General features: G+C 53.0%; 16 protein-coding genes. 9 read left to right on the top strand and 7 right to left on the bottom strand.

The window, feature by feature from the left end; translation table 11 throughout:
- Window positions 1–64 precede the first annotated feature (64 nt).
- Together ptsP and rppH are read right to left on the bottom strand one after the other, a co-directional pair.
- Window positions 65–2,311, bottom strand: a complete 2,247-nt coding sequence (ptsP, locus tag FDW97_RS21980; protein ID WP_038633322.1) for a phosphoenolpyruvate--protein phosphotransferase — start codon at window positions 2,309–2,311, stop codon at window positions 65–67.
- 12 nt (window positions 2,312–2,323) lie between these two features.
- A complete protein-coding gene (rppH, locus tag FDW97_RS21975) occupies window positions 2,324–2,854 on the bottom strand; it encodes an RNA pyrophosphohydrolase (protein WP_003825602.1) in 531 nt (176 codons plus the stop codon).
- Between the two features lie 684 nt (window positions 2,855–3,538).
- Here rppH and mutH point away from each other — a divergent pair.
- From mutH to FDW97_RS21955, 4 genes are all read left to right on the top strand, one after another.
- On the top strand, window positions 3,539–4,234 hold the full coding sequence (gene mutH, locus FDW97_RS21970) for a DNA mismatch repair endonuclease MutH (RefSeq protein WP_137351625.1): 696 nt from the start codon (window positions 3,539–3,541) through the stop codon (window positions 4,232–4,234).
- 74 nt (window positions 4,235–4,308) lie between these two features.
- On the top strand, window positions 4,309–5,022 hold the full coding sequence (locus FDW97_RS21965) for a TerC family protein (RefSeq protein WP_038633330.1): 714 nt from the start codon (window positions 4,309–4,311) through the stop codon (window positions 5,020–5,022).
- Between the two features lie 145 nt (window positions 5,023–5,167).
- Complete coding sequence (gene ygdR, locus FDW97_RS21960) at window positions 5,168–5,386, top strand: lipoprotein YgdR (RefSeq protein ID WP_038633333.1); 219 nt, start codon at window positions 5,168–5,170, stop codon at window positions 5,384–5,386.
- A 106-nt stretch (window positions 5,387–5,492) separates the two neighbouring features.
- Window positions 5,493–6,533 carry an NADP(H)-dependent aldo-keto reductase gene (locus FDW97_RS21955; RefSeq protein ID WP_038633335.1) on the top strand — a complete coding sequence of 347 codons (1,041 nt, stop codon included), beginning with the start codon at window positions 5,493–5,495 and terminating at the stop codon, window positions 6,531–6,533.
- An 84-nt stretch (window positions 6,534–6,617) separates the two neighbouring features.
- Here FDW97_RS21955 and lplT read toward each other — a convergent pair whose 3' ends face one another.
- Window positions 6,618–7,811 carry a lysophospholipid transporter LplT gene (gene lplT, locus FDW97_RS21950; protein ID WP_137351624.1) on the bottom strand — a complete coding sequence of 398 codons (1,194 nt, stop codon included), beginning with the start codon at window positions 7,809–7,811 and terminating at the stop codon, window positions 6,618–6,620.
- A complete protein-coding gene (gene aas, locus FDW97_RS21945) occupies window positions 7,804–9,963 on the bottom strand; it encodes a bifunctional acyl-ACP--phospholipid O-acyltransferase/long-chain-fatty-acid--ACP ligase (protein ID WP_137351623.1) in 2,160 nt (719 codons plus the stop codon). Before aas ends, lplT begins: the two co-directional genes overlap by 8 nt.
- A gap of 597 nt (window positions 9,964–10,560) precedes the next feature.
- Between aas and galR the strand changes: the two genes are divergently transcribed.
- Entirely contained in the window at window positions 10,561–11,589 is a 1,029-nt protein-coding gene (gene galR, locus FDW97_RS21935; RefSeq protein ID WP_038633343.1) for an HTH-type transcriptional regulator GalR, read from the top strand.
- Between the two features lie 13 nt (window positions 11,590–11,602).
- A complete protein-coding gene (locus FDW97_RS21930) occupies window positions 11,603–12,613 on the top strand; it encodes a LacI family DNA-binding transcriptional regulator (RefSeq protein WP_137351622.1) in 1,011 nt (336 codons plus the stop codon).
- A gap of 49 nt (window positions 12,614–12,662) precedes the next feature.
- Here the strand turns inward: FDW97_RS21930 and lysA are convergent, their stop codons facing one another.
- Window positions 12,663–13,919: a diaminopimelate decarboxylase gene (gene lysA, locus FDW97_RS21925; protein ID WP_137351621.1), complete on the bottom strand. Its 1,257-nt coding sequence runs from the start codon at window positions 13,917–13,919 to the stop codon at window positions 12,663–12,665.
- 118 nt (window positions 13,920–14,037) lie between these two features.
- On the opposite strand from lysA, the gene FDW97_RS21920 reads away from it, so the two are divergent.
- The gene (locus FDW97_RS21920) at window positions 14,038–14,973 is read left to right on the top strand and encodes a LysR family transcriptional regulator (protein ID WP_137351620.1); all 936 of its coding nucleotides are present in this window, start codon (window positions 14,038–14,040) and stop codon (window positions 14,971–14,973) included.
- Here FDW97_RS21920 and FDW97_RS21915 read toward each other — a convergent pair.
- Window positions 14,945–15,652, bottom strand: coding sequence for an aspartate/glutamate racemase (locus tag FDW97_RS21915; RefSeq protein WP_085048792.1), 708 nt, complete (start codon window positions 15,650–15,652; stop codon window positions 14,945–14,947). The genes FDW97_RS21920 and FDW97_RS21915 overlap by 29 nt on opposite strands.
- A 141-nt stretch (window positions 15,653–15,793) precedes the next feature.
- On the opposite strand from FDW97_RS21915, the gene FDW97_RS21910 reads away from it, so the two are divergent.
- On the top strand, window positions 15,794–16,120 hold the full coding sequence (locus FDW97_RS21910) for a cupin domain-containing protein (protein ID WP_085048791.1): 327 nt from the start codon (window positions 15,794–15,796) through the stop codon (window positions 16,118–16,120).
- Between the two features lie 196 nt (window positions 16,121–16,316).
- Window positions 16,317–17,204, top strand: coding sequence for an Rpn family recombination-promoting nuclease/putative transposase (locus FDW97_RS21905; RefSeq protein ID WP_137351619.1), 888 nt, complete (start codon window positions 16,317–16,319; stop codon window positions 17,202–17,204).
- Window positions 17,205–17,259: 55 nt separating this feature from the next.
- Here the strand turns inward: FDW97_RS21905 and araE are convergent, their stop codons facing one another.
- Complete coding sequence (araE, locus tag FDW97_RS21900) at window positions 17,260–18,678, bottom strand: arabinose-proton symporter AraE (protein WP_137351618.1); 1,419 nt, start codon at window positions 18,676–18,678, stop codon at window positions 17,260–17,262.
- Window positions 18,679–18,865 lie beyond the last annotated feature (187 nt).

Here is an 18,865-nt window from a genome sequence, read left to right as displayed (position 1 = left end):
ATGTAAAAGATCTGTATAGGTAATCTTTCCCCCGTAATGCCTGACAGCGTTACGCTTATCAGGCCTACAGTCCCCCGCGAATCAGCCCCCCCATGCCACGGCGCTCCATAAAGGCCGCCACCTGATGGCGTACTTCTGCCGCCATCTGCGCTTCCAGGCTGCGCTGGGCCAGCGTTTGCGCCTCGCCAAAATCGATATGGCGCAGCAGATATTTAACGCGAGCCACGGATCGACCGTTCATTGATAAATGACGGAAACCCAGGCCGATCAGAATGGCCACACACATCGGATCGCCCGCCATTTCACCGCATAAGCGCAAATCGATACCGCTTCTTTCGGCTTCTTGCGCAATCATCGCCAGCGCACGTAACATCCCCGGATGCAGGCTGTCATAAATGCTGGCCACCCGCGTATTGTTACGATCAACGGCCAGAATGTATTGGGTGAGATCGTTGGTTCCGACCGAGATAAAGTCTATCCGGTTAGCCAGATGCGGCAACATAAACACCATCGACGGAACTTCCAGCATGATGCCGATGCGCGGTTTCGGGATTGCGTAACCGATCATCTCTTCCACTTCGCGTCCGGCGCGTTCAATCAGGCGTCGCGCTTCGTCCACTTCATCAATACTGGTCACCATCGGCAGTAAAATGCTCAGGTTACCGGTTGCCGCGTTTGCACGCAGCATGGCCCGGACCTGGATCAAAAAGATCTCCGGTTGATCGAGCGTAATGCGGATCCCACGCCAGCCAAGGCATGGGTTCTCTTCACTGATCGGCATGTAGGGCAGCTGTTTATCGGCCCCGACATCCAGCGTCCGCAGAGTCACCGGTTTGTCGTTAAACATTTGCAGCATCCCTTGATACTGCGCAACCTGTTCTTCTTCCGAAGGAAAGCCGCTTTGCAGCATGAAAGGAATTTCTGTGCGATACAGACCAATGCCATCGATCCGACTGCCCAGCTTCTCTTCATGTTCCGGGCTGAGACCCGCATTGAGCATCACCTTCACGCGCTCGCCGCTTTTTAACTGCGCCGGTTGGTTAACGTCATCTTCCGCCAGGCGGCTCAGCTCGATCTCTTCGCTGATAAGGCGCTGGTATTCCTGGACCAATACCGGTTCCGGATCGACCAGCACTTCGCCACGATAACCATCCACCACCAACGTTCGACGGTGTAGTACTGACGGCTGGATATCAGCCCCCATGACGGTAGGAATACCCAGCGCACGCACCATAATCGCCGCATGAGAGTTGGCTGCGCCGTCCCGGACAACCACGCCGACTAACCGGTCCTGGGGAAGTTCCGCCAGCGTCGTAGCGGAAAGCTCATCCGCCACCAGCACAAAACGTTCCGGCCAGGCATTCGGTCCCTGGATCGAGTCGTCAAGATGGAACAGCAGACGCTGGCCCAGCGCGCGTAAATCTCCGGCCCGCTCTTTGAGATAGTTATCGCTCAGCGCGGCAAACTGTTCGGCAAATTTTTCGATGATCGTTTTAACGGCCCACTCAGCCACCGAGCCGTTATCCACTTCCGCAAACAGTTCGCGGCGCAGGCGGGTATCGGAAAGCAGGTGCGAGTAGAGATCAAAGATCGCCGCCGTTTCTTTCTGTGCCCCGGCGGTAAAGCGTTTGCTGTAACGGCGGAATTCGTTCGCCGCCTCTTCCAGCGCACCGGTCAGCCGCTCGCGCTCAAGCACCGGGTCCAGCGTTGAAGCCTGATAGACCTGCTCCATCAGCGGTAGCGTTGCATCCTGCCAGCCTTCGGCAATGGCTACGCCGGGAGCGGCAGGCAATGCACGGATACGCGTTTGCCGGTATTGGCCGAACAGTGCGTTCAGTTGCGACTGGGAAAGTATGGCCGCCATTTGCGTGGCGAGCGTCACCAGGAAAGACTCTTCGCTTTCGTCGTACTGACGTAATTCACGCTGCTGCACCACCAGCACACCTAACAGCTGACGACGCTGAATAATCGGTACGCCTAAGAACGCACGAAAGCGCTCTTCTTTTACCGAAGGGATGTATTTAAAGCTGGGATGTTTTTGCGCATCGGCGAGGTTGATAGGTTCCGCCAGCCTGCCAACCAGGCCAACGATACCTTCATCAAACGCGAGTGCGACGGTGCGACCACGTGGTTTTTTCAGACCTCGTGTCGCCATGAGGTAATAACAACGTCGGTCGTGATCGGCCAGATAGACCGAGCAGACCTCTGTATCCATCGCAAGACAGATGTCGGTAACCAGTATATTGAGCGCCTCATTAAGACGCGGAGCACTGGCCACCTTTTCGACTATTTCGCGCAGGCGGGTGAGCATAATTTGCGTAGCTTAACCTCTTTTACGTCTGTACGCAGGTGCGCTTTGCGGTTTAGGAGTGCTCTCCTGAAGCGCCATGACAACACTTGCGAATTCTTTCATCACCCTGCGATAGACATCGCGTTTAAATGACACCACCTGTCGAACCGGATACCAGTAACTCACCCAGCGCCAGCCGTCGAACTCAGGTGTACTGCTGGTTTGCATATTAATTTCAGCATCGCTGCTGACCAATTGCAGAAGAAACCATTTTTGTTTCTGGCCGATACAAACCGGCTTTGTGTCCCAACGCACCAAACGTTTCGGTAACTTGTAACGCAACCAGTTACGAGTAGAAGCAAGGATCCGTACATCTTTACGGCTGAGACCCACTTCTTCAAAGAGTTCCCGGTACATCGCCTGCTCTGCTGTCTCTCCTGCGTTTATCCCACCTTGTGGGAATTGCCAGGAGTGCTGACCAAATCGCCGGGCCCACATGACCTGCCCCTGGCGGTTACAAATTACTATCCCTACATTCGGGCGGTAGCCATCGTCATCAATCACCGGACTACCTCAACATAAACCTTATATACAAACGATTGTTTCACACTCCTGAGAGGCGGTAAACCACTCTGTTAAGGGTGCGATATTCTAATAACAATTGAATAACTCACAGCGAAGCCCAGAGTTATAAACAGAAGAAGGGCATTCAGGGCGATTTTATTCACCTTTTCTGTGGATATAGTTGTGAAGAAGTACGGAATTACTATGGGAAAACCCAGAACAGTCCGAATAAGACATTCGTCACATATAAAAAATAGTCTTATTTATTCATTAAGTTAAAAACGATCGGTACCAACGCACACACATAAATGTGATGTGTGTCACGCACACGGTCTTCACGCTGATGAAAGATCGACCAGCGTTGGTTTTATCCACAGATTATGCCAATAAGTTAGGCACAATTTGTGTAAAAATTCGATTTTCGTCGCACGTCAAGGCTGTAAATTGAAACAGTAGTGGGGGTTTTTCACAGTTATCCCATCTTTCTGTGGATAACATGGTGTAAGATCCTGTTCATTGTCAGTGACCAGAATTGGAAAACCTGCATTGCTGTTGCGCAACTGCGCGCGTGTGAATATAAAAACCAATATAAATCATATAATTGAATAAAGCATGTGGAAAAAGATAAACTCTGTCCACACGGTATAAAATCATTGCTCATTTTTTCGCCTAAGGGTTAATCCGATGCCAGAACTCCATCCGCTACTTTCTCCACCTGACTCTGAAGCCCAATTGCTGACTCAGGCGCGGCAGCTTGCGGGCTACTCGTTGGGAGAATTGGCGACCATGGCGGGGCTCGTCGCCCCCAGGGATCTCAAGCGTGATAAAGGCTGGATTGGCGTCCTGCTGGAAATTTGGCTGGGCGCCAGCGCAGGCAGCAAGCCGGAGCAGGATTTTGCGGCGCTGGGCGTGGAGCTGAAAACGATCCCTGTGGACAGTCTTGGCAGACCGCTGGAAACCACCTTCGTATGCGTAGCGCCGTTAACTGGCAATACAGGCGTCACCTGGGAAACCAGCCATGTGCGGCACAAACTTAAACGCGTACTGTGGATCCCGGTAGAGGGTGAACGCAGCATTCCACTGGCTGAACGTCGCGTCGGCTCGCCCTTGCTCTGGAGCCCGAACGACGAAGAAGACCAGCAATTACGGTTGGACTGGGAAGAACTAATGGACATGATTGTGCTAGGCCACGTTGAACGCATCACCGCTCGCCATGGGGAAGTGTTACAACTGCGTCCCAAAGCCGCCAATGCCCGAGCGCTTACCGAAGCGATTGGCGCCCATGGCGAACCCATCCTGACCCTGCCGCGCGGGTTTTATCTGAAAAAGAACTTCACGCGCGCATTGCTTGAGCAGCATTTCTTATTCCAGCCGCAATAGGCACTGCCCGGCCTTTCACCCGCCGCGTTACGGGCCTATAATTACCGCTTCTTTTTTTGGCAGGACTTTGCTCGATGTTATTTGCATGGATAACCGATCCTAACGCCTGGCTTGCGCTCGGTACGCTGACGCTGCTGGAGATCGTTCTTGGGATCGACAATATTATTTTCCTCTCTCTGGTTGTAGCCAAACTTCCGACAGCGCAACGCAATCATGCCCGACGTATTGGGCTGGCGGCAGCAATGATTATGCGTCTGGCGCTGCTGGCCTCTATCGCCTGGGTAACACGGCTGACAAACCCGTTGTTCGAGGTATTTGGCGAGGCGATTTCGGCGCGCGATCTGATCCTTCTGCTCGGCGGGTTGTTCCTGATCTGGAAAGCCAGTAAAGAGATCCACGAATCCATTGAAGGTGAGGAAGAGGGACTGAAAACCCGCGTCTCTTCATTCCTGGGCGCGATTGTGCAGATCATGTTGTTAGACATTATCTTCAGTCTGGATTCCGTAATTACAGCGGTAGGCTTGTCTGACCATCTGTTTATCATGATGGCGGCGGTGGTGATTGCCGTGGGCGTGATGATGTTTGCTGCTCGCCCAATTGGTGAGTTTGTCGATCGTCACCCTTCAGTGAAAATGCTGGCGCTCTCTTTCCTGATTCTGGTCGGTTTTACGCTAATTCTGGAAAGTTTCGACGTCCACGTTCCGAAAGGATACATCTATTTCGCCATGTTCTTCTCTATCGCGGTAGAGACACTGAACCTGTGGCGTAATAAAAAAAATCCGCTCTGATGAAATCTGTCGCTCCCCGCAAGGGGAGCGAATACCGCGCCGGACCTACCTCTTCTCACAGTTTAAGATTTTACTGCTTTCGTCATGCATAACTTCGCGTTATTACTAAACTATTGTCAGACGCAGGCCATGAGAGGATAAGCAGATGAAAAAATGGGCAGTTTTGATTTCCGCCGTAGGACTGGCTTTTGTAGTTTCTGGGTGCAGCAGCGATTATGTAATGGCGACAAAAGATGGCCGAATGATCCTGACCGACGGAAAACCAGAGATTGACGACGATACCGGTCTGGTGAGCTACCACGATCAGCAAGGCAATGCGATGCAGATCAACCGCGACGATGTATCTCAAATCATTGAACGCTGATGGTTGAGGTCAGCAGCGCGCTGGCCTTAACAATTTTACTTCCCTTTTTCTCTTCCCTCAGCCATTTTTATAATCCTTATGTTGTGATTATAAAAAGGAAACGGCTATGCAATATCACCGTATACCCCACAGCTCGCTGGAAGTCAGTACACTGGGGCTGGGCACAATGACGTTTGGTGAACAAAACAGCGAAGCCGACGCCCATGCACAGCTCGATTATGCCGTGGCACAAGGCATAAATTTGATCGACGTTGCCGAGATGTATCCGGTACCGCCGCGTCCTGAAACCCAGGGACTCACCGAAACTTACGTGGGCAACTGGCTAGCCAAACACGGTAGCCGCGAAAAGCTAATCGTGGCGTCGAAGGTCAGTGGGCCATCACGTAACAACGACAGCGGCATTCGACCAAATCAGGCGCTGGACCGTAAAAATATCCGTGAAGCGCTGCACGACAGTCTGAAAAGACTGCAAACCGATTACCTGGATCTGTATCAGGTTCACTGGCCGCAGCGCCCCACCAACTGCTTTGGTAAGTTAGGCTACAGCTGGACGGACTCCGCGCCGGTCGTCTCCCTGTTGGATACGCTGGACGCGCTGGCTGAGTTTCAGCGCGCGGGAAAAATTCGCTACATCGGCGTTTCCAATGAAACCGCGTTTGGCGTGATGCGTTATCTGCATCTGGCGGACAAACACGATCTGCCGCGCATCGCCACTATCCAGAATCCCTACAGCCTGCTGAACCGTAGCTATGAAGTTGGACTGGCAGAAGTCAGCCAGTACGAAGGGGTTGAACTACTGGCCTATTCTTGCCTGGGCTTCGGTACGCTAACCGGTAAGTATCTGAACGGCGCGAAGCCTGCCGGCGCACGTAATACGTTGTTTAGCCGTTTCACACGCTACAGCGGTGAGCAAACGCAAAAGGCCGTTGCAGCCTATGTGGATATCGCGAAACGCCATAATCTGGATCCTGCGCAAATGGCGCTGGCATTCGTGCGTCGTCAGCCGTTTGTCGCCAGCACCCTGCTGGGAGCAACGACGATGGAGCAGTTAAAAACCAACGTTGAAAGCCTGCATCTGGCGTTGAGCGAAGAAGTTCTGGCCGAGATTGAAGCGGTGCATCAGGTGTATACCTATCCTGCACCATAACGGTTAGTGCCTGATGGCGCTACGCTTATCAGGCCTACAGAAAGCATTCCCTGTAGGCCCGATAAGGCAACTACACGTCACAGACTAATGGCGGCGCTGCCAAATCCATAGCGCCGCAATCGCCAGCGCAAACAGCGCGCCAAATCCAATACCAATCGCTACCGCCGGGATCCCCACCAGCACCGCCAGCGAGTAAATACCCAGCATCAGCAGCATCGCGCTGTTTTCACCCAGGTTTTGCACCGCAATCGCATTACCCGCACCGACGCTTTTCTTGCCCCGCTCCTGTAACAACGCATTCAGCGGCACCACAAAGAACCCGCCTGACACGCCGATAAGCATCAGCAACGCGTAGGACGGAAGCAGCGCATGTTGCAGCGAGAAGATCAGCACCACGACGCCAATCAGGATCCCCGCAGGCATACAGCGCGACACGGTTTCCAGCGTCACCAGCTTCGCTGCCGCACCCGCGCCGACCACAATCCCAATCGCCACCATGGCATTCAGGTAAGTAGGTGTGGCGTTATCGGTGATGCCCAGCGCCACCGGCACCCACAGCACCAGCAGAAAACGCAGCGTGACGCCAGCGCCCCAAAAGAGGCTGGTTCCCACCAATGAGAAACGCGTTTCACCGTTACGCCACAGCGAAGTGGCCGCACAGAAAAAACTGCGGGTCATTTTCCCCAAATGCCAGGACTGGCCAGGGCGAGCCGCGGCCAGCTTCGGGATAAACAGGTTAGCCACCACAGCGCCCGCATAGGCCAGCGCACAGGCAGAAAGCGCAGCAATCACGTGCCAGTCGGCCAGCACGCCCCCCGCCACAGAACCGAGTAAAATCGCGGCAATGGTGGAGGCTTCCATCAGGCCGTTAGCTTTCACCAGTTTGTCGCCAGTGGTCAGTTCACCGAGAATGCCATACTTGGCTGGTGAATACGCCGCCGCGCCGATCCCCACCAGCGTATAGCCGAGAAACGGATTAACGCCGAAGCAAATACTCGCCGCGCCCAGCAGCTTCATGCCGTTAGCGAACATCATCACCCTGCCTTTGGCAAAGCTGTCCGCCACCTGCCCGACAAAGGGCGCAAACAGGATGTAAGCGCCCACAAACACCATTTGCAGGATCGGCTGACTCCAGTCCGGATAAAATTGTTCCTTAAGCAAAGCCAGCGTGGCGAACAGTAAGGCGTTATCGCCAAACGCCGACAGGAACTGCGCGGCGATAACGGACATCATCCCTTTGGACCAGATAGAAGTGTTAGTGTGCACTGACTCACTCATGTTGTTTTTCCGGCTCATCGACCCAGCTTTTCAGCGTGACAAAATCCGGCTTACCGCTGCCGAGTAATGGGAGTTGTTTCAGGTGGCGAATATCACGCGGCACGGCAAGTTCAGGCACGCCGTGCGCTCGCGCATACTGCTGCAGTTTTTCGCGCGTCAGTTCACTGTCGGTGGTGAACAGCACCAGCGCCTCGCCTTTGCTGGCATCGCTTTTGATCGCCGTGGCGTGCATTTTATCCGCAGATACCGCCAGCGCCAGTTGCTCAACCATTTCCAGCGAGACCATCTCTCCGGCAATTTTAGCAAAACGCTTGGCGCGTCCCTGGATCTGTACAAAGCCGTTTTCATCAAAGCGCACGATGTCTCCGGTGTCATACCAGCCGTGCTCAATCTCACCCTGCGCATTTTCTGCCGTCGGCACTTCCAGCACGCCGGGTTTTTCGACGCGCAAATAGCCGCTCATAATATTAGGGCCTTTCAGCTGTAAACGCCCTCCGTCCTCAATGCCTGGAACAGCTAACAGTCGGGCATCCATACCGGGCAAGATGCGCCCTACCGTTCCTGATTTCGCCGCCATCGGCACGTTGATCGACACCACTGGCGCACATTCCGTCACGCCATAGCCTTCAAGGACGCGCAGACCAAATTTCTCCTGCCACAGCTGTTTTGTGGTGTTTTGCAGTTTTTCCGCTCCCGCCACCACATAGCGCAGACGGTGAAAATCATAGGGATGCGCGAAACGCGCGTAGTTGCCAAGGAACGTTGACGTACCAAACAGTACGGTGCAGTTCCGGTCGTAGACCAGCTCCGGCACAATGCGGTAATGCAGCGGGCTGGGATAAAGAAACACTTCTGCGCCGGTCAGCAACGGCGTGAATAATCCCACCGTCAGACCAAAGGAGTGGAATAGCGGCAACGCAGACATAAAGCGGTCGTCGGCGGTGAAATCGGCGATGGTTTTAATCTGCTCGACGTTCGCCAGAATGCTCTTGTGGCTATGTACCACACCTTTTGGATGACCTTCCGAGCCAGAGGTAAAGAGGATCACCGCAGCCTCTTCCGGCTGCTGTTTCACCTGCGCCAGATGCGGTGCCAGCAGGTGTGAGAAGATCCACAGCTTATCGCTAAACGTCACATCGGCTTTCAGGTCTTCCAGGTAAACCCAGCGCACCTGGGTGAGCTGTTCCGGTAAATGCCAAAGTTTGCCTTTATCGAGAAACTGTCGGGAAGTGAAGATAGTTTTGATTTCTGATGCAGTAATGGCGCTGGTTAGCCCTTTTACACCTGCTGTATAGTTCATCATCGCCGGAATACGTCGACGCGCAATAGCGCCAAAAATGACCGCCGCACTGATCCCCGCGTTTGGCAGCATCAGGCCAATTTTTTCACCCTCAGAGGTATATTTTTCCAGAATACGGGCCACAAACAGCGTCTTAGTCAGCAGTTTACGGTAGCTGTCCGGCGTAAAGTTAACATCTTCAATGCAGTTTTTGCCTGCGCCATAGCGATATTTCGCCGCCAGCAGAGACTCATAAAGCGTTTCACGCGGACGTACCGCCATGCGCGCTTCCATCATAATTTGATGCAGCATTTCACCCGCGATTTTGCGGCGATCGCGAGCACGCGGCGCTTCCGGCATCGGCATATGGGTCGGCGGCAGGATGTGCAAGCGAATACGCGGGAAGAATCGCTGTTTAACCAGACCTTTCAGGCGACTAAAGCGTGACAGCTCCGCGCCTTCGATACGCACAGGAACCACCGTGGCCCCTGACTTTGCCGCGACAAACCCGGCGCCGTCATAGATTTTCATCAATGAACCGGTGGTCGAAATACGCCCTTCCGGGAAAATAACCACCGGACGTCCCTGCTCGACCAGGCGAACCAGATGTTTAATCGACATCGGTTTGGTCGGGTCTAACGGCACGAAATCAATCAGCGGGGTCAGCCAGCGCATGTACCATTGCTGGCTTATAGAGGTGTAAACAGCAAAAACGGGGCGAATCGGTAAAAAAAGCGCCAGCAGGATGCCGTCGATAAATGAGACATGGTTGGGAGTAATTAGAACGCGTTCTCCCTGTAGCGCGCTGATATCGCCCGTGACGCGAACGCGGAAAAGCACGCGAAACAGATTACGAAAAAAGCCAAATAGCATCTCAACTCCCTGTGCCATTAATTACATAAACATTAATGATGGGAGAGTATACGAGTTGGGGAATGGGCGCGACAGGTAACTGGTGAATTCAATCCGAAAAAAAACCTGCGCATCCGCGCAGGTCGGTGCAAGAGACAGGTACGAAGTGCGTACCGAATAATCTCACCAATCAATACCTCTGGGATCTTGATTGTGGTCGTCAGCAGCCAGATACGCCAGTGCGAAAACGCAAAGGAATGAACCCAAATGCAACGAGTTGTGTAAATTATCGGTTACTGTTACAGATAGGCCGAAGACAAAAAAAAACCTGCGCATCTGCGCAGGCTGGTGGAAATCTAGTGATCAACCCGAAAGTTGATTTCACCTATCAATACCTCTGGGATCCCAACTTTAGCAATCTGCTCAGTGCCCTCACCAGCAAACAATCGCAACAGCACATCGCAAAGTGTAAGTAAAAATTAGCGTTTTCTATTTTCTGTCTTACTTCGCTCGTGCGCGCTCACATTTGCGACGTCCTGACAGGCAATCTGCTTGAACAGCCAGCCGTTTTCCGTAACACTGACACAATGTAAGCGTTTACCCACAACAGGTACTATCATGGCGACCATAAAGGATGTAGCCCGACTAGCTGGTGTATCAGTCGCCACCGTTTCTCGAGTGATTAATGATTCCCCCAAAGCCAGCGAAGCATCGCGTCTGGCCGTAACGAGTGCAATGGAATCACTCAGCTACCACCCCAACGCCAACGCGCGTGCGCTGGCGCAACAATCTACCGAAACCGTCGGACTGGTGGTTGGTGATGTGTCAGATCCATTTTTTGGGGCAATGGTTAAAGCTGTCGAGCAGGTGGCCTATAACACCGGTAATTTTTTACTGATCGGCAACGGCTACCATAATGAACAGAAGGAACGTCAGGCGATTGAACAGCTTATTCGCCACCGCTGCGCTGCGCTTGTTGTCCACGCCAAAATCATCCCGGATGCAGATCTGGCTTCATTAATGAAGCAAATCCCCGGCATGGTATTAATCAACCGAATTCTGCCAGGATTCGAACAACGCTGCGTTGCCCTCGATGACCGCTTCGGCGCGTGGTTGGCTACCCGACACCTTATTCAGCAGGGCCATACGCGTATCGGTTATCTGTGCTCCAATCACACCATTTCAGATGCGGAGGATCGCCTGCAAGGCTATTACGATGCGCTGACGGAGAGCAATATACCGATTAACGATCGGCTGGTGACCTTTGGCGAGCCGGATGAGAGCGGCGGTGAGCAGGCCATGACCGAGTTGCTTGGCCGTGGTAAAAACTTCACGGCTGTAGCCTGCTATAACGACTCAATGGCGGCTGGCGCGATGGGCGTGTTAAATGATAACGGCATTGATGTACCAGGCGAAATTTCCCTGATCGGCTTCGATGATGTGCTGGTTTCCCGCTATGTGCGTCCACGTTTGACCACGGTACGCTATCCGATAGTGACGATGGCGACCCAGGCCGCTGAACTGGCGCTGGCGCTGGCGGAGAAGCGACCTGCGCCTGAAATCACCCACGTATTTAACCCAACTCTGGTGCGCCGCCATTCCGTTTCGACGCTGACAGAGCCGGGCAATTCTTCGTCAAACGATTAACCAGGATAGCGTCATGACCACGATGTTGGACGTTTCACGACACGCTGGCGTCTCAAAAGCGACCGTTTCGCGCGTGCTGAATGGTACGGGTCAGGTAAAAGAGAGCACGCGCCAGAAAGTGTTTAAGGCCATGCAGGCACTTGATTATCGACCCAATTTTTTAGCGCGTTCTTTAGCGAACCGTACCAGCAATAGCATTGGCCTGGTGGTTTCCACGTTTGATGGATTCTACTTTGGCCGTCTGCTGCAACAGGCTTCGCGCCAGACGGAATCTCACGGTAAGCAGTTGATCGTCACCGACGGTCACGACACGCCGGAGCGTGAACAGGAAGCCGTGCAAATGCTGGCCGACAGGCAGTGTGATGCCATTATTCTCTATACCCGTTATATGAGTGAGCAGGCGATTATGTCACTGATGAACAGCATTGCTATGCCGTTGCTGGTCATTAACCGTGATGTCAGTCAGGCCCGCGATCGCGCGATTTTCTTTGAACAGGAAGAAGCCGCGTTCCAGGCGGTCAATTATCTGATCTCCCAGGGGCATAGCGATATTGCCTGCATCACCGTGCCGGGCCATACCCCTACCGGTAAATCACGTTTGATGGGATATCGTAATGCGCTGGAAAAAAACGGTATTCCCTGGGACCCCGGCAAGGTTAAATACGGCGATTCAACGATGACGCGTGGCTATGAAGCCTGTCGTGAGCTGCTGGAGGAAGGGGTGACATTTAGCGCTCTGTTCGCCTGTAACGATGACATGGCATTAGGTGCATCAAAAGCGTTGCATCAGGCTGGCCTGAAGATCCCGACGGACGTCTCGTTGTTTGGTTTTGACGATGCGCCCAGCGCTAAATGGCTGGAGCCGGGACTCTCTACCGTCTATCTGCCGATTGACGCCATGATCACAACGGCAATTGACCAGGCTATCCGTCTGGCCAACGGTGAGAACGTAGAGCCGATCCCACCGTTTACTGGCAAACTGGTGTTGCGGGAATCGGTGACAACGGGGCCGTACTTTAAGTAATCAGATGCCGGATGGCGCTACGCTTATCCGGCTTTTCACAACGCTGTATTCAGATTAATTCCAGCGCCAGTAGCTCATCAATAGTCTGACGACGACGAATCAGTCGCGCCACGCCGTGATCAAACAACACCTCCGGCAGCAACGGGCGGCTATTGTAGTTTGACGACATTGACGCGCCGTACGCCCCGGTATCATGCAGCACCAGATAATCCCCCGGCACCACCGCTGGCAGTAGACGGGTTTCCACATTTCCGCCTTCCTGCTGGGTAAAGACGTCGCCGGACTCACACAGCGGCCCGGCTACTACGGTTTCTATTTGCGCGGCTTGCTCCAGAGAACGGCCATCCCCCGACAGTGCAGAGATATGGTGATAGCTACCGTACATCGCCGGGCGCATCAAATCGTTGAAGCCTGCGTCAATCAGCACAAAGTGACGGCTGCCCATCGCTTTTACGCTGCGCACCTGCGCCACCAGCACGCCGGATTCCGCCACCAGAAAACGGCCCGGTTCGATCTCCAATTTAACAGCGTGACCCAGATGACGCGCAATTTGATCGCGCGCGGCGTTCCATAACCCAAAGTAGTGATCGGTATCGATCGCCTCTTCCCCCTCGCGATACGGGATCGACAGCCCGCCGCCCGCGGAGATCGCCTCCAGATCCTGACCAAACTCGACAACCTGACGCACCATCGCGCCGCATACCTGTTCCAGATGGCCGTAGTCGACGCCGGATCCGATATGCATATGAATGCCAACCAGCTTCAACTGATAGCGCTGGATCACTTCCAGCGCCGCCGGTAGATCGCTGTACCAGATACCGTGTTTGCTGTTCTCGCCGCCGGTGTTGGTTTTCTGACTATGTCCATGACCAAAGCCAGGGTTGACGCGTAGCCACACGCGATGGCCCGGCGAAAGCTGACCCAGTTGTTCCAGCATATCCACTGAACCGGCATTTACCGGAATGCTCAATTCATGCACCCGGGCGAGCGTCGCGCCATCGATCATATCGGCGGTAAAGACAATCTCATCTTTTCCCGGCTCAAAACCCGCCGCCAGCGCGCGTTCAATTTCGCCCAGCGAGACGGAATCGACCTTCACACCCTGCGCGCGCATCAGGCGCAGAATATGAATATTTGAGCATGCCTTCTGGGCAAAACGCACCACGTCAAACTGGCTCAGTTTGGCAATCTGCGCGCGGATAATCTGTGCATCATACACCCACACCGGGCAGCCAAATTCAGCGGGCAGGCGTAGCAGGTTGTCGGCGGTGAGATCGGTATCAGTGCTGTTGAGTGGGCGTGGCATGGTGTGCTCCGGTATTGGCTTTTGTATGATTACGCCACAGCCCGAAAAGAATAAAAAATATCGTTTTATCGTGAGTCTATGCAAAAATGATATGGATTACATCATTCGAGGATTCGCCATGCCCGCCGTTAACCTGCGCCATATTGAAATTTTTCACGCCATCATGACCGCAGGCAATCTGACGGAAGCCGCGCGGATGCTACATACCTCGCAGCCGACCGTCAGTCGGGAACTGGCCCGATTCGAGAAAGTGCTGGGATTAACGCTGTTCGAACGTTCGCGTGGCAGGCTGCATCCGACCGTGCAAGGGTTACGTCTGTTTGAAGAGGTGCAACGTTCCTGGTATGGTCTGGACAGGATTGTGAGCGCCGCTGAAAGCCTGCGCGAATTTCGTCAGGGCGAATTATCGATTGTCTGCCTGCCGGTATTCTCACAATCTTTTTTACCGCCGCTGCTGGAGCCGTTCCTCACACGCTACCCGCAGGTCAATATTCAGATAGTGCCGCAGGAGTCACCATTGCTGGAAGAGTGGCTGTCGGCGCAACGCCACGATCTGGGCATCACAGAAACTCTGCATACTCCCGCCGGCACTAAACGTACAGAATTGCTGGCGCTGGATGAAGTATGCGTGCTGCCACAGGGACATCCGCTGGCCGAGAAATCCGTGCTCACCCCCCAGGATTTTCAGGGCGAAAACTACATCAGCCTGTCGCAGACCGACAGCTACCGTCAGCTTCTGGATACCTTGTTTAATGAGCATCAGGTGAAACGCCGCATGGTAATAGAAACCCATAGCGCTGCTTCAATTTGTGCAATGGTGCGGGCGGGTGTGGGGATCTCGGTGGTCAATCCATTAACGGCGCTGGATTACGCCAGCAGCGGGATCGTTATCCGCCGCTTCAGTATTTCGGTACCGTTTACGGTCAGCCTGATTCACCCGCTTCATCGCCCCGCCTCGGCGCTGGTAGATGCTTTTACCGCGCATCTGCAAGCCCATCTGCCGAAGCTAATCGATCCGCTGAACGCTATTTTGCATCGACAGACGAAAGCATAAACTCCACCGCATCTTGCGCATGGATAGCCGCAGTGTCGAAAACCGGTAGTGGGCTTAGCTCGGCTGGCACCAGCAGACCAATCTCGGTACAGCCAAAAATTACCCCTTGCGCGCCCTGCTTAGCCAGTTGAGCAATCACACTGAGGTAATAATCGCGGGATGTGTTACTGAATTCGCCGAGGCACAGCTCATCGAAAATAATCTGGTTTATTTTTTGCCGGTCGTTAGCGTCAGGGATAAGCGTACTAATGCCAAATTCAGCCTGTAAGCGCCCACGGTAAAAATCCTGCTCCATGGTGTAGCGCGTACCCAGCAGCGCCACGTTGCTCATCTGCTGCTTTTGTATGGCGCGACCAGTGGCATCAGCAATATGCAGGAACGGTACATCACAGGCGGTTGCAATCGCCTCAGCAACCTTGTGCATCGTGTTGGTACACAACACGATGCCCTCAGCTCCCGCCTCCTGTAGCCCTCTGGCGGCCTGCGCGAGGATCTGCCCGGCCCGCTGCCAGTCGCCGCTGGACTGACAGGCTTCAATCTCATGAAAATCTACGCTGTGCAACAGAATCTGTGCCGAATGCAGGCCACCCAGACGCTGTTTTACCCCTTCATTAATGAGTCGATAATAAGGAATGGTAGATTCCCAGCTCATACCGCCTAACAGACCGATCGTTTTCATCGCTTCCCCTCATTTGTTGTTATCTCTTCAGTGAACCAAAGATGTGATCAACTTTCCACATCTGTTGGTGTGCATTTCTTTTTATACTTTGCTGATATAAATTTAATAAAACACCGTTTCACTAACTTACAGGAATGTCGGATGTTTATTTTTCATAAAGAGACCACGCTTGAAGATCTGGGCAATGGCGTTACCCGTCGCATTCTTGCTCACGACGGTAAAATGATGGCGGTTGAGGTGAACTTCGAGCAGGGCGCGATTGGTCCGCTGCACAACCACCCGCATGAACAGCTGACTTACGTTTTATCCGGTGAGTTTGAATTTACTATTGGGGAAGAAAAGCATGTCGTTTCCGCAGGTGACACCCTGTATAAACAGCCCAACATTATGCATGGCTGCGTCTGCTTAAAAGCAGGAACATTACTCGATACGTTCACTCCGGTGCGCGACGATTTTCTGCACGGGTAATTTCGCTGTTCTCAAACCATGCTACTGACCGGTCTGAGAACACGCTAAAATGCGTACTCAGTTCCCTAAAAATGCATACGTTACAAGGTAGGGTATTTTCCTTCGATACCAGCTCGCATAAGCGTTAATTCCGGGATGCGCCCCGCCATGTGGGCGATTACAGTCACGTTAACTTAATTAACGGTGACGGATCGCCATGACAAAAATGACAACGGCCACTCCACATGACGCGGTCTTCAAACAGTTCTTGTACCATCCCGATACCGCAAGAGATTTTCTGGATATCTATCTTCCATCAACCTTGCGGGAGCTATGTGATCTGCAAACACTAAAACTGGAATCAGGCAGTTTTATTGAGGATAGCCTGCGAGCCAGCTACTCCGACGTGCTGTGGTCATTAAAAACAAACGAAAGCGTTGGATATATCTATGTTGTTATTGAGCATCAGAGTTCGCCAGACGCTCACATGGCATTCCGGCTAATGCGCTACGCCATGGCTGCAATGCAACGCCATCTGGATGCTGGCCATAAAACATTACCTTTGGTGATACCGATGCTGTTTTATCATGGCGCTCTCAGCCCCTACCCCTTTTCACTCTGCTGGCTGGATGAGTTTGACGACCCCGCATTGGCACGACAGTTATACTCAGCAACATTTCCGCTGGTAGATATCACCGTAATACCCGATGACGAAATTATGCAACATCGCCGTATAGCACTGCTGGAATTGATGCAAAAACATATCCGCAAGCGTGATTTAATGGGATTAGTGGAACAACTGGTCTCGTTGCTGGCTACGGGATACGCTAATGACAGCCAGCTCAAAACGCTATTTAATTACATGATGCAGTTTGGAAATACGCCTCACGTTGATAAATTTATCCGTGAGGTTGCCTACCGGGTACCACAGCAAAAGGAACGTCTGATGACTATCGCGGAAGTATTGCAACAGGAAGCCAAACAACAAGAGGCATTACGCATTGCCCAGATGATGTTAGCGAATGGTATTAGTCATGAAATTATACTAAAGATAACCGGGCTGTCTGCTAAGGACCTCCTCGCCAGGCAGGCCTCTCCACATTGAAATAGGTAGCAATGGGAGCCCGATAATGAGTTGATCTATCGGGCTCTCTGCTCACTTACACCCCAATATTTCTTAGCTTCTCACCCGACATCAGCTTGCGCTCGATGTGTTCCAGCGTGACGTTTTTGGTTTCCGGGATAAGCCAGAATGTAATACCGATAAAAGCGACGTTCAATGCGGTATACAGCCAGAATGTACCCGCCGCGCCGATGCTGTCGAGCAGCGTCAGGAACGTGGCGCCAATGATCATGTTCGACACCCAATTGGTGGTGGTCGAGCAGGTAATACCAAAATCGCGGCATTTCAGCGGCTGAATTTCCGAACACAGGATCCACACCACCGGCGCGGCGCTCATCGCGTAACCTGCAATGCACATCATGGTCATACCGACTGACAGCCAGGACAGACCACTGGAAGCCGTGCCGTTATCAAACTGCATCAGGCAATAGCCGAGTACCAGCGTCCCAATGGCCATCACGCTGAAACCAATTTTCAGCGCCGGTTTGCGTCCGGCTTTATCAACCGTAAAGACGGCAATAAATGTCGCGAACATGAACGTTAAGCCAACCACCAGCGTGGCAATCATCTGCTGTTCGGTGGTGGTAAAGCCCGCCATTTTAAAAATGCGCGGCGCGTAGTACATGATGATATTCATCCCGGTGAACTGCTGCATCGCCTGCAACAACATTCCGAGGAAAACCGCGCGACGCACGTTACGGTTAATTTTAAACAGCGCCCATCCGCCCTGCTTCAGCTTCAGGCTTTCACGGATTTCGTTCAGCTCATCGCGGGCTTTTTCTGACGTATCACGCAGCATTCGCAATACTTCTTCGGCTTCGATGTGGCGACCTTTTTCCGCCAGCCAGCGCGGACTGTTCGGCAGGAAAACCACCAGGATAATCAGTAAAACCGCCGGGAGCGCCAGCACCCCCAACATGGCGCGCCAGTTACCGCTGTAGCTAAATGCCGTATCAGATAAAAAGGCCAGCACAATACCCAGCGTAACCATTAACTGGTACATACTGATCATCTTACCGCGCACATTCTCACTGGCCATTTCGGAAAGATAGAGCGGCGCGGTGTAAGACGCGATACCCACCGCAACGCCCAGCACCACGCGGGCAAAAATAAGCATTTCAACGCTGGACGCAAACGCCGATCCCAGAGATCCGACGACAAAAAGGATCGCGCCCGCCATCAGGCTGTATTTACGTCCCAGGCGGAATGACAGCCAACCATTAAATAGTGCGCCAATTGCCGCACCCAGCATCATGCTGCTCACCACCCACTCCTGCAGACGACTGATCAGGACAAAATGATCGGTGATGAAAGGCAGCGCGCCCGCTATCACGCCAATATCCAGGCCGAATAACAATCCTGCGACAGCCGCAGAGATAGAGACAAACATATTCATACGTCGCGTATCGCGCACAGGGCGCGGCGCTAAAGCAGCATCATTATTTATTGAGACCATTTTTTCCTGCCAGATACAGAGTAAACCATGTCCCTGAAAGTAAGGGATCCCTTACATGGAGCGTCAGGCGGGAAACGGCAAAAACATGGATGAAATAGCTACACCACCTCGTTATGTGATGGATATTCCAATTTTAAAATTTATCAGCAACCACTCAATTAAATTTAATTTATTGATATTAAAGAGG

Source organism: Citrobacter sp. wls708 (genome assembly GCF_005281255.1).
GTDB lineage: Bacteria > Pseudomonadota > Gammaproteobacteria > Enterobacterales > Enterobacteriaceae > Citrobacter > Citrobacter werkmanii.
The sequence above is the reverse complement of the archived record's forward strand: the minus strand, read 5'-3'. Positions and strand labels throughout refer to the sequence as shown.

Excerpts from the sequence above, each read along its gene's own strand:
- FDW97_RS21965 (WP_038633330.1), top strand. The coding sequence starts at position 4,309 with ATGTTATTTGCATGGATAACCGATCCTAACGCCTGGCTTGCGCTCGGT.
- ptsP (WP_038633322.1), bottom strand. The coding sequence starts at position 2,311 with ATGCTCACCCGCCTGCGCGAAATAGTCGAAAAGGTGGCCAGTGCTCCG.
- FDW97_RS21955 (WP_038633335.1), top strand. The coding sequence starts at position 5,493 with ATGCAATATCACCGTATACCCCACAGCTCGCTGGAAGTCAGTACACTG.
- FDW97_RS21905 (WP_137351619.1), top strand. The coding sequence starts at position 16,317 with ATGACAAAAATGACAACGGCCACTCCACATGACGCGGTCTTCAAACAG.
- mutH (WP_137351625.1), top strand. The coding sequence starts at position 3,539 with ATGCCAGAACTCCATCCGCTACTTTCTCCACCTGACTCTGAAGCCCAA.
- FDW97_RS21920 (WP_137351620.1), top strand. The coding sequence starts at position 14,038 with ATGCCCGCCGTTAACCTGCGCCATATTGAAATTTTTCACGCCATCATG.
- lplT (WP_137351624.1), bottom strand. The coding sequence starts at position 7,811 with ATGAGTGAGTCAGTGCACACTAACACTTCTATCTGGTCCAAAGGGATG.
- lysA (WP_137351621.1), bottom strand. The coding sequence starts at position 13,919 with ATGCCACGCCCACTCAACAGCACTGATACCGATCTCACCGCCGACAAC.
- aas (WP_137351623.1), bottom strand. The coding sequence starts at position 9,963 with ATGCTATTTGGCTTTTTTCGTAATCTGTTTCGCGTGCTTTTCCGCGTT.
- FDW97_RS21915 (WP_085048792.1), bottom strand. The coding sequence starts at position 15,652 with ATGAAAACGATCGGTCTGTTAGGCGGTATGAGCTGGGAATCTACCATT.
- araE (WP_137351618.1), bottom strand. The coding sequence starts at position 18,678 with ATGGTCTCAATAAATAATGATGCTGCTTTAGCGCCGCGCCCTGTGCGC.
- FDW97_RS21930 (WP_137351622.1), top strand. The coding sequence starts at position 11,603 with ATGACCACGATGTTGGACGTTTCACGACACGCTGGCGTCTCAAAAGCG.
- FDW97_RS21910 (WP_085048791.1), top strand. The coding sequence starts at position 15,794 with ATGTTTATTTTTCATAAAGAGACCACGCTTGAAGATCTGGGCAATGGC.
- galR (WP_038633343.1), top strand. The coding sequence starts at position 10,561 with ATGGCGACCATAAAGGATGTAGCCCGACTAGCTGGTGTATCAGTCGCC.
- ygdR (WP_038633333.1), top strand. The coding sequence starts at position 5,168 with ATGAAAAAATGGGCAGTTTTGATTTCCGCCGTAGGACTGGCTTTTGTA.